This is a genomic window from Micromonospora sp. NPDC005163 (assembly GCF_053599835.1).
The window spans coordinates 17,660-39,818 of the sequence record NZ_JBSFYP010000033.1 but is presented as its reverse complement, the minus strand read 5'-3'; the positions used below and the strand labels follow the sequence as shown (position 1 = coordinate 39,818).

At 73.8% G+C, this 22,159-nt stretch carries 22 protein-coding genes; 7 read left to right on the top strand and 15 right to left on the bottom strand.

What is annotated here, in order from left to right; translation table 11 throughout:
- Together ACWD6N_RS22290 and ACWD6N_RS22285 are read left to right on the top strand one after the other, a co-directional pair.
- The gene (locus ACWD6N_RS22290) at positions 1–300 is read left to right on the top strand and encodes a DUF1707 SHOCT-like domain-containing protein (RefSeq protein ID WP_354964734.1); all 300 of its coding nucleotides are present in this window, start codon (positions 1–3) and stop codon (positions 298–300) included.
- A gap of 122 nt (positions 301–422) precedes the next feature.
- Positions 423–1,163 (top strand): DUF4142 domain-containing protein, encoded by a 741-nt coding sequence (locus ACWD6N_RS22285; RefSeq protein ID WP_354964735.1) that lies wholly within the window; start codon positions 423–425, stop codon positions 1,161–1,163.
- Here ACWD6N_RS22285 and ACWD6N_RS22280 read toward each other — a convergent pair.
- The 7 genes from ACWD6N_RS22280 to tsaB all read right to left on the bottom strand — a co-directional run bounded on the left by ACWD6N_RS22280 (position 1,078) and on the right by tsaB (position 8,367).
- Positions 1,078–2,175, bottom strand: coding sequence for an IS481 family transposase (locus ACWD6N_RS22280; protein ID WP_387327829.1), 1,098 nt, complete (start codon positions 2,173–2,175; stop codon positions 1,078–1,080). The two genes, ACWD6N_RS22285 and ACWD6N_RS22280, sit on opposite strands and share 86 nt — an antisense overlap.
- A gap of 124 nt (positions 2,176–2,299) precedes the next feature.
- Complete coding sequence (locus ACWD6N_RS22275; RefSeq protein WP_354964736.1) at positions 2,300–4,105, bottom strand: ABC transporter ATP-binding protein; 1,806 nt, start codon at positions 4,103–4,105, stop codon at positions 2,300–2,302.
- Complete coding sequence (locus ACWD6N_RS22270) at positions 4,105–5,805, bottom strand: ABC transporter ATP-binding protein (protein ID WP_354964737.1); 1,701 nt, start codon at positions 5,803–5,805, stop codon at positions 4,105–4,107. The genes ACWD6N_RS22275 and ACWD6N_RS22270 overlap by 1 nt, the downstream gene beginning before the upstream one ends.
- 100 nt (positions 5,806–5,905) lie before the next feature.
- On the bottom strand, positions 5,906–6,160 hold the full coding sequence (locus tag ACWD6N_RS22265; RefSeq protein ID WP_053660576.1) for a hypothetical protein: 255 nt from the start codon (positions 6,158–6,160) through the stop codon (positions 5,906–5,908).
- Between the two features lie 14 nt (positions 6,161–6,174).
- Positions 6,175–7,221, bottom strand: coding sequence for a tRNA (adenosine(37)-N6)-threonylcarbamoyltransferase complex transferase subunit TsaD (gene tsaD / locus ACWD6N_RS22260; RefSeq protein WP_354964738.1), 1,047 nt, complete (start codon positions 7,219–7,221; stop codon positions 6,175–6,177).
- Positions 7,214–7,687: a ribosomal protein S18-alanine N-acetyltransferase gene (gene rimI, locus ACWD6N_RS22255; RefSeq protein WP_354964884.1), complete on the bottom strand. Its 474-nt coding sequence runs from the start codon at positions 7,685–7,687 to the stop codon at positions 7,214–7,216. Before rimI ends, tsaD begins: the two co-directional genes overlap by 8 nt.
- Before the next feature lie 2 nt (positions 7,688–7,689).
- Positions 7,690–8,367 carry a tRNA (adenosine(37)-N6)-threonylcarbamoyltransferase complex dimerization subunit type 1 TsaB gene (gene tsaB / locus ACWD6N_RS22250; protein ID WP_354964739.1) on the bottom strand — a complete coding sequence of 226 codons (678 nt, stop codon included), beginning with the start codon at positions 8,365–8,367 and terminating at the stop codon, positions 7,690–7,692.
- A 265-nt stretch (positions 8,368–8,632) separates the two neighbouring features.
- Between tsaB and ACWD6N_RS22245 the strand changes: the two genes are divergently transcribed.
- Positions 8,633–9,337, top strand: coding sequence for a helix-turn-helix domain-containing protein (locus ACWD6N_RS22245; RefSeq protein WP_387327804.1), 705 nt, complete (start codon positions 8,633–8,635; stop codon positions 9,335–9,337).
- Between the two features lie 27 nt (positions 9,338–9,364).
- Here the strand turns inward: ACWD6N_RS22245 and ung are convergent, their stop codons facing one another.
- The 6 genes from ung to ACWD6N_RS22215 form a co-directional block, all read right to left on the bottom strand.
- Positions 9,365–10,066, bottom strand: a complete 702-nt coding sequence (gene ung, locus ACWD6N_RS22240) for a uracil-DNA glycosylase (protein ID WP_354964741.1) — start codon at positions 10,064–10,066, stop codon at positions 9,365–9,367.
- Positions 10,067–10,135: 69 nt separating this feature from the next.
- Entirely contained in the window at positions 10,136–10,618 is a 483-nt protein-coding gene (gene tsaE, locus ACWD6N_RS22235; protein ID WP_354964742.1) for a tRNA (adenosine(37)-N6)-threonylcarbamoyltransferase complex ATPase subunit type 1 TsaE, read from the bottom strand.
- Positions 10,615–11,721, bottom strand: a complete 1,107-nt coding sequence (locus ACWD6N_RS22230) for an alpha/beta fold hydrolase (RefSeq protein ID WP_387327808.1) — start codon at positions 11,719–11,721, stop codon at positions 10,615–10,617. The genes tsaE and ACWD6N_RS22230 overlap by 4 nt, the downstream gene beginning before the upstream one ends.
- Complete coding sequence (alr, locus tag ACWD6N_RS22225) at positions 11,718–12,836, bottom strand: alanine racemase (RefSeq protein WP_354964744.1); 1,119 nt, start codon at positions 12,834–12,836, stop codon at positions 11,718–11,720. The genes ACWD6N_RS22230 and alr overlap by 4 nt, the downstream gene beginning before the upstream one ends.
- 89 nt (positions 12,837–12,925) lie before the next feature.
- Positions 12,926–14,395 carry an NAD(P)H-hydrate dehydratase gene (locus ACWD6N_RS22220; RefSeq protein WP_354964745.1) on the bottom strand — a complete coding sequence of 490 codons (1,470 nt, stop codon included), beginning with the start codon at positions 14,393–14,395 and terminating at the stop codon, positions 12,926–12,928.
- Between the two features lie 52 nt (positions 14,396–14,447).
- Positions 14,448–14,816 carry a holo-ACP synthase gene (locus ACWD6N_RS22215; RefSeq protein WP_354964746.1) on the bottom strand — a complete coding sequence of 123 codons (369 nt, stop codon included), beginning with the start codon at positions 14,814–14,816 and terminating at the stop codon, positions 14,448–14,450.
- Between the two features lie 172 nt (positions 14,817–14,988).
- On the opposite strand from ACWD6N_RS22215, the gene ACWD6N_RS22210 reads away from it, so the two are divergent.
- Together ACWD6N_RS22210 and ACWD6N_RS22205 are read left to right on the top strand one after the other, a co-directional pair.
- Positions 14,989–15,285, top strand: coding sequence for a hypothetical protein (locus ACWD6N_RS22210; protein ID WP_354964747.1), 297 nt, complete (start codon positions 14,989–14,991; stop codon positions 15,283–15,285).
- Complete coding sequence (locus tag ACWD6N_RS22205) at positions 15,282–16,961, top strand: alpha/beta hydrolase (RefSeq protein WP_354964748.1); 1,680 nt, start codon at positions 15,282–15,284, stop codon at positions 16,959–16,961. The genes ACWD6N_RS22210 and ACWD6N_RS22205 overlap by 4 nt, the downstream gene beginning before the upstream one ends.
- Positions 16,962–17,040: 79 nt before the next feature.
- On the opposite strand, the gene glmS is transcribed toward ACWD6N_RS22205, so the two are convergent.
- A complete protein-coding gene (gene glmS, locus ACWD6N_RS22200; protein WP_354964749.1) occupies positions 17,041–18,954 on the bottom strand; it encodes a glutamine--fructose-6-phosphate transaminase (isomerizing) in 1,914 nt (637 codons plus the stop codon).
- A gap of 623 nt (positions 18,955–19,577) precedes the next feature.
- On the opposite strand from glmS, the gene ACWD6N_RS22195 reads away from it, so the two are divergent.
- Positions 19,578–20,162, top strand: a complete 585-nt coding sequence (locus ACWD6N_RS22195) for an MmpS family transport accessory protein (protein ID WP_354964750.1) — start codon at positions 19,578–19,580, stop codon at positions 20,160–20,162.
- 148 nt (positions 20,163–20,310) lie between these two features.
- Positions 20,311–21,498, top strand: coding sequence for a pyridoxal phosphate-dependent aminotransferase (locus tag ACWD6N_RS22190; protein WP_354964751.1), 1,188 nt, complete (start codon positions 20,311–20,313; stop codon positions 21,496–21,498).
- Positions 21,499–21,507: 9 nt separating this feature from the next.
- Here ACWD6N_RS22190 and ACWD6N_RS22185 read toward each other — a convergent pair whose 3' ends face one another.
- Complete coding sequence (locus ACWD6N_RS22185) at positions 21,508–22,158, bottom strand: PadR family transcriptional regulator (RefSeq protein WP_354964752.1); 651 nt, start codon at positions 22,156–22,158, stop codon at positions 21,508–21,510.
- Between the last annotated feature and the right edge of the window lies 1 nt (position 22,159).

The window sequence follows — 22,159 nt, the reverse complement described above, 5'->3', positions numbered from 1 at the left end:
GTGGATGTCGAGCTGCGCGCCTCCGACGACGACCGCAACCGGGTGGTCGCCGAGCTGCACCGGCACACCACGGCGGGCCGGCTCACCCTGGACGAGTTCTCCGACCGGGTGGGCGCGGTGTGGAGCGCCCGCACCCTCGGTGACCTGGCCGCACTGACCCGCGACCTGCCGGCCCTGGCCGCCGACGCCTCGGCCGGCGGCGACCCCACCGGGCACGGCCGCCGGGAGCTGCTGGTGCTCTTCGCCGTCGCCGCGCTCACCCTGCTGCTGCTCGGCGGCTTCCTCGCCGTCACCCGCTGACCCGCTGCCCCAACCGGTGAACTGATCGGGCGGTCAGTCCGTACCAGTGGACGGACGGGCAGTCGGCACGCGACTGCCCGGTCCAGACGCGTTTCGGTCCGGACCGAGGAGGCACCGCAGACATGGCACCGCTCAGATCCGCCCGTCGCCGGCCGGGCAACCGGACCCACCGGGCGGCGATGCTGCTCATCGCCGTCATCGCGGGGGTCGGTGTCCTGCCCGGCGTGGCCGTCGCCGCACCCGCCGGCGGGCAGCAGCTCAACGCCGCCGACATGACGCTGCTCAACGGGGTGCGGCTGGCCGGGCTGTGGGAGATGCCGGCCGGTCAGATGGCCGCCGAGAAGGGGCAGTCGGCCAAGGTCCGGGAAATCGGCGCGGGCATCGCCAACGAGCACCAGAAGCTCGACCAGCTCGTCGTGGACGCCGCCAACAAGCTGGGCGCGAGCATCCCGTCCGAGCCGACCGCCGAGCAGAAGGGCTGGCTGTCGGAGATGCAGAAGGCCTCCGGCGCCCGGTTCGACCAGATCTTCGTCACCCGGCTCCGGGTGGCCCACGGCAAGATCTTCCCGGTGATCGGCGCGGTGCGGGCGAGCACTCGGGACGCCACCGTCCGCAAGCTCTGCGACGACGCCAACAGCTTCGTGCTGCACCACATGCAGATGTTGGAGAGCACCAATCTGGTCCGCTGGCCGGAGCTGCCGCCGGCGGCTCTGCCCGCCCCCGGCAACGACGGGCTGCTGGCGGCCGCCGCCGCGAACACCGGCCCGCAGGTCGGTGTCAGCAGCACCGTCGTCTGGCTGGTCTTCCTCGCCGCGCTGGGCACCGGCGGGATCGCCACCTACCGGATGCTGCGCCGCAGCTGACCGTCGGTGCTGCACACCTGTGCTGTCCAGGGACGTTGGTCAACCTGGTGATGGGTGGTAGGCCGCCGGTGGCGGTGTGGGGTCGGTGGTGATTGTAGTGATGCAGGAAGGCCGGTAAGGCCTTCCTGCGGGCTTGTTCGCAGCTGTAGAAGCGGGCGATGGCCCAGCCGTCGGTCAGGGTCCGGTGGAACCGTTCGACCTTGCCGTTGGTCTGCGGCCGGTAGGGGCGGGTCTTCTTCGGCGTGATCCCGAGTTCGGCGCAGGCGTCGCGCCAGGCATGCGACTTGTAGGCCGAGCCGTTGTCGGACAGGACGCGTTCGACGGTGACGCCGCGGGCGGCGAACCAGCCGACCGCGTTGCGCAGCACCTCGATAGCCGTGGCGGCTTTCTCATCGTCACGGATCTCGGCGTAGGCGACCCGGGAGTGATCATCGACGACGGTGTGCACGAACGCGGTGCCCATCTGCGGTTCGTAGACGCCGTTACGTGCCCCGGTCCGTCGTGCGGTGGCCTGACGGTTGCGCCCGCCTTGCTGGCGGCCGACGAAACGCCAGCCGCCGCCGTCAGGGATGTTGCCGTACTTGGTGACATCCACATGCAGCATCGCTCCCGGATGCGGGTGCTCGTAGCGGCGGATCGGCTCCCCGGTGACCCGGTCGATGTGGGACAGCCGCTGCAGTCGACACCGGGTCAGCACCGCGTGCACGGTCGAGGCCGGCATGCCCAGACGCCCGCCGATCTGCACGGGTCCCAGGCGTTGCTTCCACCGCAGGTGCACAATCTTGCGCACCACCGGCCCCGTTGTCTTCGCGGGACTGCGGTGCGGCCGCGACGAACGGTCCTGCATGCCCTCGACGCCCTGCTGCCGGTATCGCTGCGCCCACCGGTCCGCGGTGCGCCAGGACACCTCGTAACGACGCGCTGCCGCAGCGACCGGCCAGCCCTCATCCACGATCAGACGCGCCAAGCGCAGACGTGCGCGAGGAGTCAAGGCAGCGTTAGCGTGGGACACGAAGGCCTCCTGGTTGGCGGAGCGGTTCCTCGACAGCTCCACTCCACAACCGGAGGCCTTCACCTACCTACGACATCAGATCGTGTCGTCACACAACCTCGACCAACCTCCCTGGACAGCACACCTAGCTCGTGGCGGGTCGGTCGTCGGGCGCGTCGCTGTGGTGCCAGGAGCGCCACAGCGCCGCGTACGAACCACCGGCCGCCACCAGCTCGTCGTGCGGGCCCAGCTCGGTGATCCGGCCGTCCTCCACCACCGCCACCCGGTCGGCGTCGTGCGCCGAGAAGAGCCGGTGCGCGATGGCGATCACGGTACGGCCGGCGAGCACGGCGGCCAGGGAGCGTTCCAACTCCCGGGCGGCACGCGGGTCGATCAGCGAGGTCGCCTCGTCCAGCACCAGGGTGTGTGGGTCGGCCAGCACCAGCCGGGCCAGCGCCACCTGCTGCGACTGCGCCGGGGAGAGCGGGTGGCCACCGGCGCCGACCACGGTGTCCAGCCCGTCGGGAAGCGCGTCGGCCCAGTCCAGGGCGGCGACCGCGGCGAGCGCCGCCCGCACCTGCGCCGGGTCGGCGCCGGGCCGGACCATGGCCACGTTCTCCCGCAGCGAGCCGATGAAGACGTGGTGCTCCTGGGTGACCAACGCGACGTGCGAGCGCAGCTCGTCCAGCGGCAACTCGTCCAGCCGCCGGCCGTCCACGGTCACCGAGCCGCTGCGCGGGGCGTGCACCCCGGCCAGCAGGCGACCCAGGGTGGACTTGCCGGCGCCGGACGGCCCCACCATGGCCAGCTTCTCCCCCGGCCTCGGGATCAGGGTCACCCCGTGCAGCACGTCCCGCCCGGTCCGGTACGCGTACCGGACGTCGCGAGCGGCGAGCTGCTCGACGCCGCCGTCGACGGACGCGGCGGGGGACGGCGCGGTGCCGGCGGGTCGCGCGTCGGCGGCGGGGCTGTCGCCGGTGCGGGCCACCCCCAGCAGCCGGGCCATCGACGCGCCGCCGACCTGGAGCTCGTCCAGCCAGGACAGCAGCCGGTCGACCGGGTCCACCAGCTGCTGCACGTAGAGGGTGGCCGCGGTGACCTGACCGAGGCTGACCCAGCCCCGCAGGTAGAACCAGCCGCCGATCAGCAGCGTGGCGACCACCGGCACCACGTACCCGATCTCGGCCACCGGGAAGAAGACGGTCCGCAGGTTGAGGGTGTACCGCTCCGCCGCGTACGACCGGCGGACGTCCACGTCGGTGCGGGCCCGGCGGCGCGCCTGCTGCCGCAACGCCTCGGTGGTCCGCGAACCCTCGACGGTCTCGCTGATGCCGTCGGTGATGTCCGAGTAGGCGGCGTTCTCCCGCAGGTAGCCGGCGGGTGCGCGGCGCAGGTACCAGCGGGTGCCGGCCCAGAGCAGCGGCACCGCCAGCAGGCAGGGCAGCGCGAGCAGCGGGCCGATCAACAGCAGCGCGCCGATCACGAACCCGGTGGTGACCACCGCGATCAGAGTCTCGGGCACCGCCAGGCGGACGGTCCGCGACAGCGCGGAGACGTCCCGGGAGGTACGGGTGAGCAGATCGCCGGTGCCGGCCCGCTCGACGGTGGCCAGTGGCAGGTCGAGGATCCGGTCCACGAACTCCTCACGCAGCTCGGCGAGGACCCTCTCACCGAGTCGGGCCGAGGCCAGGTGGGCGAACCGGACCAGCACCGACTGGGCCAGCACGAAACCGCCGATGAGCAGCGCGGCCCGGTCCACGGTGGACTGACCGACACCTCGGGCGATGCCCTCCACGATGTCGCCGAGCAGCCGCGGCGCGGCCAGCCCGGCGGCTGCGGCCAGCGCGTGCAGGCCGAGCGCGGCGGCCAGCGCGCGCGGGTGCCGGCGGACCAGCGTGCGCGCGTACCGGCGGACCTGCCGCGCGTCGGCGACCGGCAGTGCGGTGGCCATCAGTCCTCCTCCCGGCTGACCGTCGCCCGGTAGCGCGGCTCGCCGTCCAGCAGCTCGGCGTGCGTCCCCTCGGCCACCACCTTGCCGTCCTCCACGAAGATCACCCGGTCGGCTCGGCTGAGCACCAGCGGGCTGGTGGTGCAGACCAGGGTGGTCCGGCCGGCGCGCGCGTCACCCAACCGCTGCGCGATGCGCGCCTCGGTGTGCGCGTCGACCGCGCTGGTCGGCTCGACCAGCAGCAACGTCTCCGGGTCGGCGACCAGCGCGCGGGCCAACCGCAGCCGCTGCCGCTGCCCCCCGGAGAACTCCCGGCCACGCTCGGCCACCGCACTGTCCAGCCCGTCGGGCAGCGCCTCGACGATGTCCGTGGCGCTCGCCGCCACCAGCGCCGCGGCGAGTGCCGCGTCGTCGCCCCGGTCGTGCGGGTCCAGCTCCGTGCGGAGCCGGCCGGTGAACAGATGTGCGTCGTTGTCGGCCACCAGGATCCGCGCGCGCACCGTCGCCAGTGCCAGCGACCGCAGCGGTACGCCGTGCAGCGTGGCGTCCGAATCGGTGTACCGGCCGAGCCGGTCCACGATCGTGGCCGCGTCCTCGGGGGCGGTGGCGGCCAGCGCGGTGAACCGGCCGGGGAGCAGCACCACCCCCGAGTCGGGGTCGGCCAGCTCACCCGGCCCGTCCGGCAGCGCCACCGGCTGCGCCGGATCGACCAGCTCCGGGGTGAGTTGCAGCAGCCGGACCACCCGGCGGGCCGACACGTGCCCACGGGTCAGCTTGTCGACCGCCTCGGTGAGGTTGCGCAGCGGGCTGACCAGGAACGCGGTGTAGCCGTAGAAGGCGACCAGCTGCCCGGCGCTGATCTGGTCACGCAGCGCGAACCGGGCGCCCAGCCAGGTCACCAGCACCAGGAAGGCACCGGGCAGCAGCACCTGCGCCGCCTCCAGCAGCGACTCCACCCGCGCCACCCGCAGGCCACGCGTACGCAGCTCCTGCGACCGGGTCCGGTAGCGGGCGGAGAGCACCGGCTCGCCCCCGACGCCGCGCAGCACCCGCAGCCCGGACACGATGTCGCCGGCCCGGGTGGTCAGCGCTCCCTCCGCGTCCCGGTACGCCTGCTGCTGGCGGTGCAGCGGCCGGATGAGCAGCGCCACCACGGCCATCAGCAACGGCACGCCGAGCACCACGACCAGCCCGAGCGGCATCGAGGCGTTCAGCAGGATCACCGCGACGGTGGCGATCGCGACCAGCGAACCGGCGCCCCGGGCGGTGATGTCGATGGCGTGCCCGATCTGGCCGATGTCGGCCGTGCCGATGCTCACCACCTCGCCGGCGGCCACCCGGCGGGGCAGCGCGGCTCCGAGCCGGTTCGCCGCCTCGACCGTCAACTGCACCGTGCGGTATGCCCCGGCCAGCCAGTTGTGCACGGCGCAGCGGTGCCGCAGGATCCCTGCTGCCGCCTGGAGCACGCCCAGCCCGAGCAGCACCAGACCCCAGGTGAGCAGGGCGTCCTCGTCGCGGCGTGCCAACCCGTCGACGGCCCGGCCGACGGCGGCCGGCATCAGCGCCTGCGCCACCATCCACACCACACCGAGCGCGATGCCGGCGGTGAACAGCCGCTTGTGCCGTCCGGCCAACCAGATCAGGTAGCGGGTCGCCGACCGGGCATCGGGTACGCCGGGTTCGCCGGCCGGTGAGAAGCGCATAGCGGCTCGACGCTAGGCGGCGACACTGGCCCGGGCGAATCAATTACCGCCCGAAGGCGCCGAAGGTGCCGCAGCTCACGGCGCGGGCGGGGTCGACGGGTCAGCGGTCGACCTGGGTGAAGTCCCAGGAGTGCGGGGCGCGGGCCACCAGCAGAGCCGGCGGATCCGGTAACGGGCGCGGGTTGCTGCGCCACTTGGAGATGACCACCACCCGGTGGTCGGTGGAGGAGAAGACCTCGCTGGACACGTGCAGCGGGTCGTGCTCCAACTCGGGCAGGGCGGTGTCGCACACCCAGGTGATCAGGTCGGCGACGCCGTACGCCTCGGCGCGCGCCTCCCACATCCGCACGATCATGTCCGTCGCCTCCGTCACACGCTGACCGTGGTCAACGGCAGCGCCGAGTCGGCCGGCAGGTCCAGCCGGCTGGGCGCCACCCCGGCGGCGACCAGGTGCGACCCGAGCGCGGCAACCATCGCCCCGTTGTCGGTGCACAGCTTCGGCCGGGGCACCCGGACCCGGATGCCGTACTTTTCGGCCCGCTGCTCGGCCAGAGCTCGCAGCCGCGAGTTCGCCGCCACGCCCCCGCCGATCACCAGGGTCTCGATTCCGTTCGCCCGGCAGGCGGCGAGCGCCTTGGTGGTCAGCACGTCACACACGGCCTCCTGGAAGGACGCGGCGACATCGGCCACCGGCACGGGCTCGCCGGCGCGCTGCCGCGCCTCGACCCAGCGGGCCACCGCCGTCTTCAGTCCGGAGAACGAGAAGTCGTACCGGTGCGCGGCTAGGTCCTTGGCGGCGGTCAGGCCGCGCGGGAAGGCGATCGCGGCCGCGTCGCCGGCCCGGGCCTCGCGGTCGATGGGCGGTCCACCCGGGAACGGCAGCCCGAGCAGCCGGGCGACCTTGTCGAACGCCTCGCCGGCCGCGTCGTCGATGGTGGCGCCGAGCGGGGTGACGCCCCGGGCCAGGTCGTCGACCAGCAGGAGGGACGAGTGCCCGCCGGACACCAGCAGCGCGATGGCGGGTTCGGGGAGCGGACCGTGCTCCAGGGTGTCCACGGCGACGTGCGCCGCCAGGTGGTTGACGCCGTACACCGGCTTCTCCGCGGCGACCGCGTATCCCTTGGCGGCGGCGACGCCGACGAGCAGCGCGCCGGCCAGCCCGGGGCCGGAGGTGACCGCGATGGCGTCGATGTCGGCCAGGGTGACGCCGGCATCGGCCAGCGCCCGGTCCATGGTCGGCACGATGGCCTCGAGGTGGGCCCGGCTGGCCACCTCGGGCACCACGCCCCCGAACCGGGCGTGCTCCTCGACGCTGGAGGCGAGCGCGTCGGCCAGCAGTGTGTGCCCTCGCACGATGCCGACGCCGGTCTCGTCGCAGGAGGTCTCGATGCCCAGGATCAGCGGTTCGTCAGCCATGGTCGTGTGGTCCGTCCCCGGTCGACTCGGCGACGCGCTGCATGACCAGCGCGTCGGTGTTGCTCGGTTGGTAGTAGCCGCGCCGCACCCCGATCGGCTCGAACCCGTACATCGCGTAGAGCCGCTGGGCCGGAGCGTTGTCGATGGCGACCTCCAGCAGGGTGCTGCGGGCGCCGACCCGGGCCGCCTCGGCGAGCAGTTCCTCCAGCAGGGCACGGCCGACGCCGCGCCGCTGCGCGTCGCGGCGGACCGCGATGTTCTGCACCCACACCTCGTCCGGCGGAGCCCCGGCGAGGCCGGCGTAGCCCAACACCGTGCCGTCGTCGTCGACGGAGACCCGGTAGTGGTGCCCGTTCGCCAGCTCGTTCCAGAACATCGCCGGCGACCACTGCTCGGCACCGAAGAGGTCCGCCTCGATCGGCAGCACCTGGTCGATGTGCCACCAGCGGAACCGGTCCAGCCGCACACTCACGGGAGGACCGGTTTGCGCGCGGTCGCCACCACGGCGTCCGGACGGCGCAGGTAGAGCGGGGTGAGCCGCTCACCGGGTGCGCCGGCCCGGATCCGCTCGGCGGCGAGCAGCGCCAGCACGGTGGCGTCCGGGTAGCGCGGCTCGACCCGGACCGGAAGGCTCAGAGTCTCGGCGTACCGGTGTGCACCGTCACCGACCGCGACCGTCGCTCCCAGTTCCCGGGCGCGGGCGGCGGCCACCGCGGGCGTGGAAACCTCGGGTCCGACGATCCGCTGGCCGGCGCCGTCGTAGACGGCCCAGTAGAGCTCCTTGCGCCGAGCGTCGCTGGCGGCCAGCACCGGCTCGCCGGCTGCCGCCGGGTAGCCGATGCCGTCCAGCGAGCAGACGCCGTACGTCGGGATGTTGAGCGCCTGGCCCATGGTGGCGGCGGTGACCAGACCCACCCGCAGTCCGGTGAACGGCCCCGGCCCGAGCCCCGCGACGATGGCGCCCAGGTCCCGCGGGCGCGCGTCGGCGTCGGCGAGGACCGCGTCGACCTGAGGGGCCAGCAGTTCACCGTGCGCGCGGGCGTCGACCGTGCATCGGTGCGCCCGGGACGCCACACCGTCCGCCGAGACCTCCACCAGCGCTGCGGTCACCGCGGGGGTCGAGCTGTCCACCACGAGTACGAGCACGGTTAGCCAGCCTAGCCGCCCCAGCCCGGCCCACCACCCGGTGGCCCCGGCGAAGGCGCGGGGCTTGGGTCAGGGGGCCGGTCACCCCCCTGAGCGTGATACCTCTCAGGCATATTTATGCCTCACAGGTATCAGGCTCATCAGAGCGAGGCCCGCCGCCCCGAGGCACGTCGTCCTCCTGGGGTCGGCTCCCCACCGGAGCCCCGTGAGTCGACAAGTTGCCTCACCGGTATCGCCGCCGCTTCCCCTGATCCACGATGCCGGGATGTCCTCCACTCGCCTCGTCCCCCTCCTCGGCGCCGTCGTGCGACGGCAACGGCACCTGTGCGAGCTGAGCCAGCGGGAGCTGGCGGACCTGGCCGAGGTCAGCCAGGCAGCCGTCGCCCGGATCGAGCGCGGCGATCGGGCGCCCAGCATCCCGGTGCTGGAGCGACTGCTCGCGGCCATGGACGTGCAGTTGGTTGTCGGGGTCGAACCGCTGGACGCGCACCTCGACGCCCGGATCGACGACCTGGCCGCCCGCCCGATCGCCGAGCGGATCGACGAGCTGGGCCTGCACCGGATGCTGGACCGGCTCACCGACTTCCCACAGGTGATCACCGGAAGCACGGCGGCCCTGCTGCAGGGCGCTCCGGTGCCGGTCGAGGCGCTGGAGATCGCCGTGCGTTGGCAGGACTCGAAACTGTTCACCCGCTGGCTGGAGGCGGCCTACGGCCAGCGGTGGAACGCCCGCTGGGGTGAGTTCGGCGGGGTGTGGTTGGAGCCCGAGGAGCAGGGCGAGCACTTCTGGACGACCCGGTACGGCGAGATCAGGGCCACGATGTGTGACGAACTGCCCGAAACGATCGAGGTACGCCACGGCGGCCGGAGTTACCGGGTCGTGCCGCTGGTAGAGCTGGAGCTGACCGAGCCGCGGGCCGGCGACCTGCTGCGCCGCTACCGGGCCCGGCAGGTCGCCAGCGGGAAGTGACGGTCCCGACCCGTCGGCGGGACCGCGTCAGCCGGCGGTGCGGTCCCAGTCGATGGTGGGCAGGCCGGCGTCGGCCAGCGCCTTGTTGGCCGCGCTGAACGGCCGGCTGCCGAGGAAGCCGCGCGGGTTCATCGGGCTGGGGTGACCGGCCTCCAGCACCACGTGCTGCGGGTTGGTGACCAGCGCGGCCTTCTTGCGGGCATACCCGCCCCAGAGCAGGAAGACCACCCGGTCGGGTGACGCGTCCAACGCTCGAATCGTGGCGTCGGTGAACTCTTCCCAACCGGAGCTGGCGTGCGAGCCCGGAGTGGCCTGACGGACCGTCAGCACCGCGTTGAGCAGCAGCACGCCCTGCGCGGCCCAGCCGTCGAGGTTGCCGCTACGCGGCTTGGGCACGCCCAGGTCCTCGCCCAGCTCCTTGAAGACGTTGCGCAGCGACGGCGGCACCGTCACCCCGTCCCGGACGCTGAAGCTCAACCCGTGCGCCTGCCCGGCCCGGTGGTACGGGTCCTGCCCGAGGATCAGCACCCGGGTGCCCTGCGGCGGGCAGAGCCGGTATGCGGAGAACAGGTCCGCCAACGGCGGGAAGACGGTGTGCGTCGCGTACTCCCGGGCGACGAACTCGGCCAGCGCGGCGGCGCGGGCCGGATCCAGGTGGGGGGTGAGCACGGCACGCCACTGCTCCGGCAGCAGGGCCAGCAGATCCAGGGCGGGGGCGTCGTCGGGCATCGGGAACCTCTCACAGCGCGGGTCGGTCCCCCGCACTCTAGGCATCGGGTACGACAGCGGCCCGGCGGCCTAACCCAGGTCGGCGAGCCGCCGGGACCAGTCGCCACCGACCGGGTCCAGCTCGACGATCCGGGTGTCGTCGTCGCGGCGGTCGATGCGGACCCGCAGGTGCGCGTCCACCAACTGCTCCACCAGCCCCTCGCCCCACTCCACCACGGTCACCGACTCATCGACCGATGCGTCCAGGTCCAGGTCGTCGATCTCGGCGCGCGGGTCCGTGGCGTCACCCAGCCGGTACGCGTCGGCGTGCACCAGGGCCACCCGGCCACCCCGTGCCGGATCGGGCCGGTGCACCCGGGCGATCACGAACGTCGGCGAGGTGACGTCTCCGAGCACCCCGAGCCCGGCGCCGACGCCCTGGGTGAGGGCGGTCTTGCCGGCGCCCAGCGGCCCGGTCAACAGCACCAGGTCACCGGCGCGCAGCAGCCCGGCCAACCGGCGGCCGAACTCCCGGGTGTCCTCGACGGTCGGGAGCTTGACGACGTGACTCACCGTTCCTCCACGCTCTCCAGTGACTCGAGGAACTCCGCCAGCGCGGTGTTGACCTCGTCCGCGTGCTCCAGCATCACCACGTGCCCGCTGTCCTGGATCTTCACGAACTCGGCGTGCGGCAACCGCCGGACGATCTCCTCCGAGTGTGTCACCGGAGTGATCATGTCCTTGTCGCCGACCACCACCAGCACGGGGGTGTCGGCCAGCGCCGCGAGCGCCGGGAAGCGCGAGTGGGTCGCCAGGGTCCGCAGGTAGCGGGTCACCGTGTCGGCCGAAGTCCGGGAGTTCATCATCTCCACGTAGGACACCAGCGCCGGGCTGGGCTTGCGGGTGCCGAAGCCGTACTTGCGGGTCAGCAACCAGGCCACGTTCGAGGTCGACTTGCGGGCTTTGTCGATCACCGGCCCGCCGTACCGGGTGGCGTTGCTGACCATGAACAGCACCGGGCCGCCGACCCGGCCGAGCAGCGCCGGCGCGACCAGCTTGGTCTCCGCGATCAGCCCGCCCGAGGTGGCCATCAGCACCGTACCCACCACCCGGTCACCGAACAGCTCCGGGAACAACTCGGCGAACGCCATGATGGTCATGCCGCCCATCGAGTGACCGACCAGCACCAGGGGCCCCTCGGGCGCGGTCCGGTCGATCACTCGGCGCAGCGTCTGGCCGAGCGCGGCGAGGTCGTACTCGCCGCTCTCCAGCCGGCCGGACCGACCGTGACCGGGCTGGTCGTACGTCACGATCCGGTAGTCGCCGCGCGCGGCGAGCATCTGGCGCTGGAAGTGGAACGTGCCCATGTCCAGGCAGAAGCCGTGCACCAGCACCACCGTCGGGTGCCCGGGCACCGGCCGGGTCGGCTCGACCACCTCGACGTGGATGTCGGTGCCGTCCGGCAGCTCCAGCCGGAACGCGTCGTCGTACCGCTGCTCGCCGAACGTCTCGTGCGCGTAGCGGTCCGTCGGGTCGGCCTTGAGCCGGCGGACCAGCGTGCGCTCGGTCGCGACGCCGGCCGCCAGGCCGGCCGCGGCCACTCCGACCGCGGCGCCGACCAGCCCGGCGACCCGGCCGGCAGCGGTCCGCGGTCGTGGAATGCGGTACGGGCTCATGGCCGCTCACCGTCATAGACCCGGGGCACCCGGGTGCTGCCGAACCGGGTGACGATCTCGTAGTTGATCGTGCCGACGGCCTCGGCCCAGTCGTCGGCGGTCGGCTCGCCGTCGGCGCCGCTGCCGAACAGCGTGGCGATGTCGCCGTCGGCCACCGGGTCGTCGCCGCAGTCCAGCACGAACTGGTCCATGCAGACCCGCCCGGAGATGGTCCGCCGCGCGCCGGCGAGCTGCACCGGCCCACTGTTGGACGCGTGCCGGGGCACTCCGTCGGCGTACCCGAGCGGCACCACGGCCAGGTTCGCGTCGCTCGCCGTGGTGTAGGTGTGCCCGTAGGAGACGCCGGTGCCGGACGGCACCCGCTTGGTGAGCATCACGCGGGCCCGGGCGGTCATCGCGGGCCGCAGCCCGTACGTCTCGCCAGCCACCGGGGAGAGCCCGTAGACGGCCAGCCCCGGGCGGACCAGGTCGAAGTGGGTGTCCGGCCGGGTCAGGGTGGCCGCCGAGTTGGCCAGGTGCCGCCAGCGCGGGCGCAGCCCGGCCCGCTCCACCATCGCCAGCCCCTCGTGGAAGACGGCCAACTGCCGGTCCGTGGTCGGGTGGCCGGGCATGTCCGCGTACACGAAGTGGCTCCACACACCGACCACCTCGACCAGGCCGTCGGCCTGCGCCTTGGCGGCGGCGTCGAGCAGCGCCGGCCAGTCGGCGACGGTCGCCCCACCCCGGGACAACCCGGTGTCGATCTTCAGGTGCAGCCGGGCCGGGCGCTCGGCACGCCGACTCGCCTCGATCATCTCGTCCAGTTGCGCCAGGCTGGCCGCCGCCAGGTCCACCCCCGCGCTGACGCCCTCGTGCAGCGGCAGGCCGGGCGCGAGCAGCCAAGCCAGCACCGGCACGGCCACACCGGCCCGACGCAGGGTGAGCGCCTCGTCGAGGGTGCAGACACCGAGCCAGTCCGCACCGGCGTCGATCGCCGCCCGGGCGGCCGGGACCATGCCGTGGCCGTACCCGTCGGCCTTCACCACCGCCATCAGCTCGGCGTTGGTGCCGGACCGGAGTCGACTCACGTTCTCACGGATCGCGTCAAGATCGACGCGTACCTCGGCCTGCCACATGAGCCCAGCCTACTTTCCGCCGTGATCACCGCGGGCGGCGACGCACGTCCCGAGTCATCGATCCGGTCATCCCGGCCGCAACGCCGCGATCAGCCCAGCCGGGCAACGACCGGACGCAGCGCGGTGGCCACGTCGGGCGCGGTCACCGGCCCGCCTCGGGCCGCCTCCCGGCCGGCCAGCCCGTGCAGGTACGCGGCCGAGGCCGCCGCCCGGTCCGCGGGCACACCGCCGGCCAGCAGCGAGCCGAGCAGCCCGGCCAGCACGTCGCCGGTGCCGCCGGTGGCCAGAACCGGGGTGCCGGTGGGGTTGACGTACGCCCGACCGTCCGGCGTGCCGATCACCGTGCGGTCCCCCTTGAGCAGCACCACCGCGTTCATCCAGGCGGACAGCCGCAGCGCCGCGGCGACCCGGTCCGCGCCGGGCTCCTCCCCGCAGAGCCGGGCGAACTCCCGGTCGTGCGGGGTGATCACGATCGGGGCGTCCCGGCCGCGCAGCCGGTCGGCGAGCGAACCGTCGACCAGCAGGGTCAGCGCGTCGGCGTCGAGCACCACGGGCACCGGCGCGGCCAGCACGGCGCGCAGCTCGGCCGCCGCGTCCTCCCCCGTGCCCAGCCCGGAGCCGCAGACCCAGGCCTGCACCCGGCCCGCGTCGGCGACCCGGCCGGTGGCGATCACCGAGGGATGCTGGTGCAGCACCTCGGCCCGGGCGCCGCCGGCGTAGCGGACCATGCCGGTAGGCCCGGCCAGTGCCCCGCCGACGGAGAGCACCGCTGCCCCCGGGTACGTCTCCGAGCCGGTCGCCAGGCCGACCACGCCCCGGCTGTACTTCTCCGATGCCGGGCCCAGCCTCGGCCACCAGTCAACCAGGTCGGACCACTCGGTGACCCGCAGCGCCGGGGTGCCCCGCAGCCACGGCCGCAGCCCGATGTCGACCAGTTCCACCTGACCGGCCAGCGGGGCTGCCGGCCCGACCACCAGGGCGGGCTTCAGCGCGCCGAAGGTGACCGTCACGTCGGCGCGGACCGCGGTGGGCCGGCCGGACGCGGACAACGGCACGTGCCCGGTGTCCACCGCCACTCCGCTCGGCACGTCCACCGCCAGCACCGTGGCCCGGCCGCCGTCCCGCCCGCGCAGCTCACCGAGACCCTGGACCACCTCGTCCGCGTTCGTCCGCAGCCCGCCGGTGCCACCGATGCCGACGATGCCGTCCAGCACCAGGTCGACCGGGCCGGTCGGGTGGTCCACCAACCGGCCGCCCGCGGCCCGCAGCGCGGCCAGCCCAGCGGCGTGCGCCCGCCCGGGAGTGAGCAGTAGGGCGGACACGGTGACGCCCCGACGGGCCAGCCGCTCCCCGGCGTACAGGGCGTCGCCACCGTTGTCGCCGGAGCCGACCAGCAGCAGCACCTGCCCGCCGTACACCCCGCCCCGCTCCGCGAGCAGCAGCGCGGCCCGACGGGCCAGACCGGCGGCGGCCCGCTGCATCAGCGTGCCCTCGGGCAGCGTGCCCATCAGCCCCGCCTCGGCCGCCCGTACGTCGGCCACCCGCCACACCGATCTCATGCCACCGCCCCATTCCGCTTGCGGGCGGCCGGAACGGCCCACCCGGCCGACGTCACCGTTCCGCGACCACCATCGCCGACGCGATCCCGCCGTCGTGCGACAGCGAGAGATGCCAGCGGTCGACCCCGCGCTCCACGGCCGCCGCCGCCACCGTGCCGGAGACCGTCAGCCAGGGACGGCCGTCCGGGTCGGACACGATCTCGCAGTCGTGCCAGCTCAGATTGGCCGGCGCGCCGAGCGCCTTGGCGACGGCCTCCTTGGCGGCGAAGCGGGCGGCGAGCGACTCCGGCGAGCGTGGATTGCCGGAGCGCGTGTACCGCTCGGCCTCGGTGAAGAGCCGGTCGGCGAGCAGCGGCGTCCGCGCCAGGGACCGGGCGAACCGGTCGACCAGGACGACGTCGATGCCGACCGCGACGATCACCAACCCACCCTACCGGCGTCGGAGGCCGCAGATTAGCCGTCGGCCAGGCGGTGGGCAACGCCTGTGGACAGGTCGGGGTACGGCCGCCAACGGCCGTCCACAGGGCACTTCGGGGTGTACGTGTCCCGCCTACCGTCGACACGTCGATGCCGATCGCACGCGGGGGTGTGGGATGACAGAGGAGCCGTTGACGGTCCGACCGGAGCTGTTGCGAGGGGTGGCCCGAGCGCTGGACGACGACGCGTACCGGCTGGCGCACGGGCTGGTCGGGGTGCCCGGGCTGGTGGTGTCCGCGCCCGACTGGCCGACCGGCGCGGCGCTGGTCGGGCTGGAGTCGGCGGTGCACGGGTGGCTGGGCCGACTCGGCGGCCTGGTGGCGGTGACCGGCGGAGCGGTCCGGACGGCGGTGGAGTCCTACCGGGCGGTGGACGACCGGGCCGCCCGCCGGCTCACCGCGCTACCCCGGTGACCGCGCCGACTCGCCCGCGTGCGGACGGCGGGCCGGCGGGGGCCCGGGGACGCGGCGCGGCGGATCGCGACGACCCGTCGGCGCCCGCGGTCGGCTACGCCCAGCTCTGGGCCGCCGATCCGGGGCCGTGGCAGGCCGCCGGAGCCGCGTGGGCCGGGCTGACCGCGCTGGTCGAGAGGCGGGCCGGCGAGCTGAGCACGGACGCGAGGGCGTTGCGCGTCGCCTGGTCGGGCCGGGCGGCGACGGCGGCCGACGGTCGGCTCGCGGGGCTGCGCGGCGAGCTGACCTCGATCGCACCCGCGCTGATCGAGGCCGATCAGGTGCTCGCCGAGTTCGCCGGTCGGCTCACGGTGGCGAAGGGCCGGCTGGCCGCGGCGGTGGCCCTGGCAGACGGAGCGGGGCTGCTGATCGACCGGGACGGGCGGGTAGGCGCGGATCCGGCCCGGTCGCGATCACCCGGTGAGCGGGACGGGCCGGCGGCCGCCCGGGTGGCGGCGGCGCTACGGGCGGCGCTGGAGCTGGCCGGGGCGGCGGACCGGGCCGCGACCGCCCGGCTGGGCGAACTCGTCACGGCGGCTCTCGACGGCTGGCAGGCACCGCCGCCGCCCGGCCGGCCCGCGCCGGGTGCCACCCCGGTCGACGTCCGGGCGTGGTGGGCGGGGCTGACCCCGGCGCAGCGCCGGTGGCTGGTGGGGCACGAGCCGACGCTCGTCGGGCGGCTCGACGGCCTGCCGGTGGCAGCCCGCGACCAGGCCAACCGGCTGCTGCTCGACGCCCGGCGGGAGGAGCTGGTCGCCGAGCGGCGGCGGCTGCTGTCCCGCGTCCCGCCCGGGCCGGTCGGCGCACTGCGGCTGCGCCGGGTCGACGCGCGCCTGGCCGGGCTGGAGGCGCTCGCCGACCGGCTGGGCGAGCCGCGAGCCCCGCGGGCCTACCTGCTCCGGCTGGACCCGGCCGGCGAGGGACGGGTGGTGGTCTCGCTCGGCGACCCGGACCAGGCCGACCGGGTGGTGACCTACGTGCCGGGGATGACCGCCGGCCTCGACGACGCGCCGGGCGAACTGGCCCGGGTGGCGCGTGTGCAGGGCCGGTGCGCCACGCTCGACCCGGGCGAGCAGACCGCCGGGGTGCTCTGGCTGGACTACGACGCCCCGGACTTCCTGCACGAGGCGGCCACGGCCGGCCAGGCGCGGGACGCCGGTCCGGCGTTGCACCGCTTCCAGGAGGGGCTGCGGGCCAGCCACGAGGGGCCGCCGGCCCGGCAGACCGTGCTCGGGCACAGCTACGGGTCGCTGGTGGTGGGCATGGCCGCCCGGGACCACGGGCTGGCCGCCGACGCGCTGGTCTTCGTCGGCTCACCGGGGGTCGGCGCCGCGCAGGCCGCCGAGTTGGGCGTGCCGCCCGGGCAGGTCTGGGCGAGCAGCGCCCCGGACGACGTGATCCGGCTGACCCGGCCCCCGGCCGACCTGGCCCGGCAGGTGCTGCTCGGCACGTCACCGCTGGCGGCCGCGCTCAACCTGGCCGGGCAGGGCGAGCACGAGCTGTGGTTCGGCCGGGATCCGGCCGGAGCGGGCTTCGGTGGGCGCACCTTCCCCAGCGGGCGGCACGGTCACGTGGGCTACTGGGATCCGGCCAACCCGGCGCTGGACGGCATGGCCCGCATCGTCCTGGGCCGCTGACGGGCCAGGTCAGGCACGACGGAGGCCCCGGTCGCCGCGTGGTGCGACGTCCGGGGCCCGGGTCGGTGGTCAGGCTCGGTTACTCGACGGTGACGGACTTGGCCAGGTTGCGGGGCTGGTCCACGTCGTGCCCCCGGGCCGCGGCGATCTCGGCGGCGAGCACCTGGAGCGGCACGGTGGTGACCAGCGGGGCGAGCAGGGTCGGCGTACGCGGCACGTAGATCAGGTGATCGGCGTACCGGACGACGGCCTCGTCGCCCTCCTCCGCGATCACGATGGTCCGGGCGCCGCGCGCCCGCACCTCCTGGATGTTGGAGACGACCTTGTCGTGCAGCATGCCCCGGCCGACCGGCGAGGGCACCACGCAGATCACCGGCGTGCCCTTGTCGATCAGGGCGATCGGGCCGTGCTTCAGCTCGCCGGCGGCGAAGCCCTCGGCGTGCATGTACGCCAGCTCCTTGAGCTTGAGCGCGCCCTCCAGGGCCACCGGGTAGCCGACGTGCCGGCCGATGAACAGCACGGTGGGCTCGGACTTCAGCTCCCGGGCCAGCTCGCGCACGGGCTCGATCCGGTCCAGCAGCTCGCGCAGCTTGCCGGGCATCTCCTGCAACTGCGCGACCACCGCGCCCACCTCGTCGGCGAACTTGATCCCGCGTACCTGGGCCAGGTGCAGGCCGATCAGGTAGCACGCGACGAGCTGGGTGAGGAACGCCTTCGTGGAGGCGACGGCGATCTCCGGCCCGCCGTGGGTGTAGAGCACCGCGTCGGACTCGCGGGGAATGGTCGAGCCGTTCGTATTGCAGATCGCCAGCACCCGGGCCTTCTGCTCCTTGGCGTGGCGCAGCGCCATCAGGGTGTCCATCGTCTCGCCGGACTGCGAGATCACCACGATCAGCGTGGACCGGTCGAGCACCGGGTCGCGGTACCGGAACTCGCTGGCCAGTTCCACCTCGCACGGGATCCGCGTCCAGTGCTCGATGGCGTACTTGGCGACCAGGCCGGAGTGGTACGCCGTGCCGCAGGCCACGATGAAGATCTTGTCGACGTCGCGCAGGTCCTGGTCGCTGAGGCGGACCTCGTCGAGGGCGATCTCACCGGTCTCGGTGAGCCGGCCGAGCAGCGTGTCGGCGATGGCCTGCGGCTGCTCCTCGATCTCCTTGAGCATGAACCAGTCGTAGCCGCCCTTCTCCGCGGCCGACGAGTCCCAGTCGATGTGGAAGTCCTTGCCGGTGGCGGGCTGGCCCTCGAAGTCGGTGATCTCGATGCTGTCGCCGGTGATCAGGACGATCTGGTCCTGGCCCAGCTCCACCGCGTCCCGCGTGTGCTCGATGAACGCGGCCACGTCACTGGCCAGGTAGTTCTCCCCGTCGCCCCGGCCGACGACGAGCGGCGAGTTGCGCCGGGCGCCGACGACCGCGCCGGGCACCGCGGCGTCCACCGCGAGCAGGGTGAAGGCGCCCTCCAGCCGCTGGCAGACCACCCGCATGCCGGCGGCGAGCAGCTGCGGGCTGTCGGGCTGGCCGGCGGCGCGCAGGTCGGCCAGCGCGGCGGAGAGCAGGTGGGCGGCGCACTCGGTGTCGGTGTCGCTGGTGAACTGGACGCCGTCGGCCTCAAGCTCGGCGCGCAGCTTGGCGAAGTTTTCGATGATGCCGTTGTGGATCACCGCGACCCGGCCGTCGGGGGCGAGGTGCGGGTGGGCGTTGCGGTCGGTCGGGCCGCCGTGGGTGGCCCAGCGGGTGTGCCCGATGCCGGTGGTGCCGTCACCGATGCCGATCGGGCTGGCCGCGCAGGAGGTCGGGTCGTCGGCGGCCCGCTCGGAGAGCACCTTCTCCAGGTTGGCCAGCTTGCCGGCCTTCTTCTCGATCAGCAGCTGGTCGTCGCAGACGATGGCGACGCCCGCCGAGTCGTAGCCGCGGTATTCCAGCCGCCGCAGCCCGTCCAGCACGATGCCGAGTGCGGGGCGTGCGCCCGCGTAACCCACGATTCCACACATGGCCCGCAGCCTAACCCAGTTTCGCTCACGATGGTTGCTCGAAAGTCGGCTAAACAATCACTGAATCTGAGCGATCGGTGGCTGGTGGGTAACAACGGGACGAGCCACCCCGGTCCGCTCGGGGCGTGCCCGGCGCGACGGGGTTGCGAGGCTTTCCCGGGTACGAAAGTCTCTCGGCGGGTGCGGCGGGTCCTCTCCGCGGCTCGCTCGACCCATACCCACTCCCGCCCGGAGCAGCCATGTCCGACGCGCCCCCGCCCGACCCGTCCCCGACGCCGCCCTCGGATCCGTCTCCCGGCGGCTCGGCGGCACCGGAACCATCGGCCGCCCCGGGTGGCGGCCTCCCACCGGACCCCACCGCACCGCACTCGTGGACCCCGTCGGCACCGCTGCCAGCGCCGGACCCACTGGCTCCGGGGCAACCATGGGCGCCACCGTCACCGTGGACGCCAACCTCACCGACCCCGTCGTGGGCACCGCCCCCGCCCACCCCGCCATGGACGCCCGATCCGTCCGCCGCGCCGTGGACGCCCGCACCCCCCACCCCGCCATGGACGTCCACGCCGCAGCCGCCCGCGGACTGGCCGCCGAGCGCCGGCCAGCCGACACCCCAGGGATGGCCGGTGCCGGGCTATCCGCCGCCCTACACCCACCCCGGGCACCCACCGGCCAGCAGCGCCTCCACGGGCACCGGTCGGGTCGTCGGGATCGTGATCGCGATCGTCGTGACGCTGGTGCTGGCCGTCTGCGGCTGCGCCTGCGGGGCCGGCCTGCTGCTCGAAGCGTCCACCCCGGATCCGATCGCCGGAGAGCCGTACGTCGTTCCCGACGACGGCCGGACCACGCCCACGGCCGAGCCGCCCACCGCCGGACCAACGGCCGTCGCGCCCACCCCCACCAAGAAGCCGATCACACGCCCCACCTCCGGGCCGGCCCCGGTGACGGTGGTCTACGAGGTCACCGGAGCGGGCGAGGCCGACATCTCGTACTACGACGCCGAGAGCGACCTCATCCACGTCGACGACGTGAAGCTGCCGTGGCGCACCACCATCCGAACCAACGGCCGGAGCCGGGTGATGGTGGAAGCCACCTGGCCCGACATCGAATATCAAGGACCTCTCGACTGCACGGTCACGGTCACCGGCACCGGCAAGCCGGTCGTCGACAAGACCCGCGGTTACTGGCGGACCACCTGCACGGCGGAGTGAGGCTCTCGCTTGATCGACACGGGATCAGCGATACCGCGGTATCGGGATGCCGCTGACACCCCGATATCAACGATCTCGAGTCGATCATGTTTCGAAACGGATTGTTGAGGCTGGGGTTCGGCCCGCGGGTGCCCGTAGGCTGGCGCAGGTGACGACGAGCACCGATGTCGACCCGCTGGTGGCCCGGATGCGGCCGTTCGGCACGACGATCTTCGCCGAGATGTCCGCCCTCGCCGTACGGACCGGGGCGGTCAACCTCGGCCAGGGCTTCCCGGACACCGACGGCCCACCGGAGATGCTGGCCGCCGCGGCCGAGGCGCTGCGCGGCGGGCAGAACCAGTACCCGCCCGGGCCGGGGATCCCCGCCCTGCGCGCGGCGGTCGCGGCCCACCAGCGGCGGTTCCACAACCTGGCGTACGACCCGGACGGCGAGATCGTGATCACCGCGGGCGCGACCGAGGCGATCGCGGCCAGCATCCTCGCCTTGTGCGAGCCGGGCGACGAGGTGGTCTGCTTCGAGCCGTACTACGACTCGTACGCCGCCTCGATCGCGCTGGCCGGCGCGGTCCGGCGGCCGGTCACCCTGCGCCCCGCGGCCGATGGTCGGTACGCCTTCGACCCGGCCGAGCTGCGCGCGGCGTTCGGCCCACGCACCCGGTTGGTGCTGCTCAACTCGCCGCACAACCCCACCGGCAAGGTCTTCACCCGGGCCGAGCTGGCACTGGTCGCGGAGCTGTGCCAGGAGTACGGCGCGTACGCGGTCACCGACGAGGTGTACGAGCACCTGGTCTTCACCGACGCGTCGAGCCCGCACGTGCCGCTGGCCAGCCTGCCCGGGATGCGGGAGCGGACTTTGCGCATCTCCTCGGCCGGCAAGACGTTCTCGTGCACCGGCTGGAAGGTCGGGTGGGTGAGTGGTCCGGCGGCGCTCGTCTCGGCGGTGCTGCGGGTGAAGCAGTTCCTCACCTTCGTCAACGCCGCCCCGCTGCAACCCGCGGTCGCCGTGGCGCTGGCCCTGCCCGACGACTACTACACCGGCTTCCGGGACGGGCTCCAGCAGCGCCGTGACCAGCTCGTCGGCGGCCTCACCGACGCCGGGTTCGAGGTGCTGGTGCCGGAGGGCACGTACTTCGTCACCGCGGACGTCACCGCCCTCGGCGGTCGGGACGGGGTGGAGTTCTGCCGTTCGCTGCCGGAGCGCTGCGGCGTGGTGGCCGTGCCCACCCAGGTCTTCTACGACGACCAGGAGGCCGGCCGGCGGCTGGTCCGGTTCGCCTTCTGCAAGCGCCCGGAGGTGCTGACCGAGGCGGTCACCCGGCTGCGCGGGCTGCACTGACCGGTGGGGTCAGCCGGCCGCGCGGGCCGGTCCGGCGTCGTCCGCCTGCGGGGGCGGCGAGGCGTCGACGGCGGACGCCGTGATCTCCGACGGTGTGACCGCCAGGGTGGCGAGCAGCGCGCCGCTGTCGGCCAGCAGCACCGCCTCGGCATCATCGACGAAGGCGAGGTCGGCCTCAACGTGCCGGCTCGCCGCGGCGAGCAGCAGCCCGACCACCGGGTCGCCGGCCCTGCGGCGCAGCCCGTCGAGGTTGCGCAGCTCGCGGAGCAGGTGCCCGCGTTGGTTGCTCAGCACGGTGCGGACGGTGTGCGCGGAACCCGATCGGGCGGCAGCGGTGACCTTGAGGAAGAAGTCGTCCCGGAAGCCGCCACTGCGCGGGCTCGGCTCGTTGAGCCATCGGTCGAGTTCGGCCCGGCCATCGGGAGTGATCTGGTAGACCACCCGGTCGGGTTTGACCTGCTGGGCCTGCCGCTCGGCGACCACCAGGCTGTCCCGGGAGAGCCGGTCGAGGATCTGGTAGAGGTGGCCGATGTTGAGCGGCCCCCACTGTGGACCCGTGGCGGCCTCGAAGGCGCCTTTCAGCTCGTAGCCGTAGCTCGGGCCGCGTGCGAGCAGTGCCAGGACCGCGTGCTGGATCGCCACCGTCTCCTCCGATTCCACT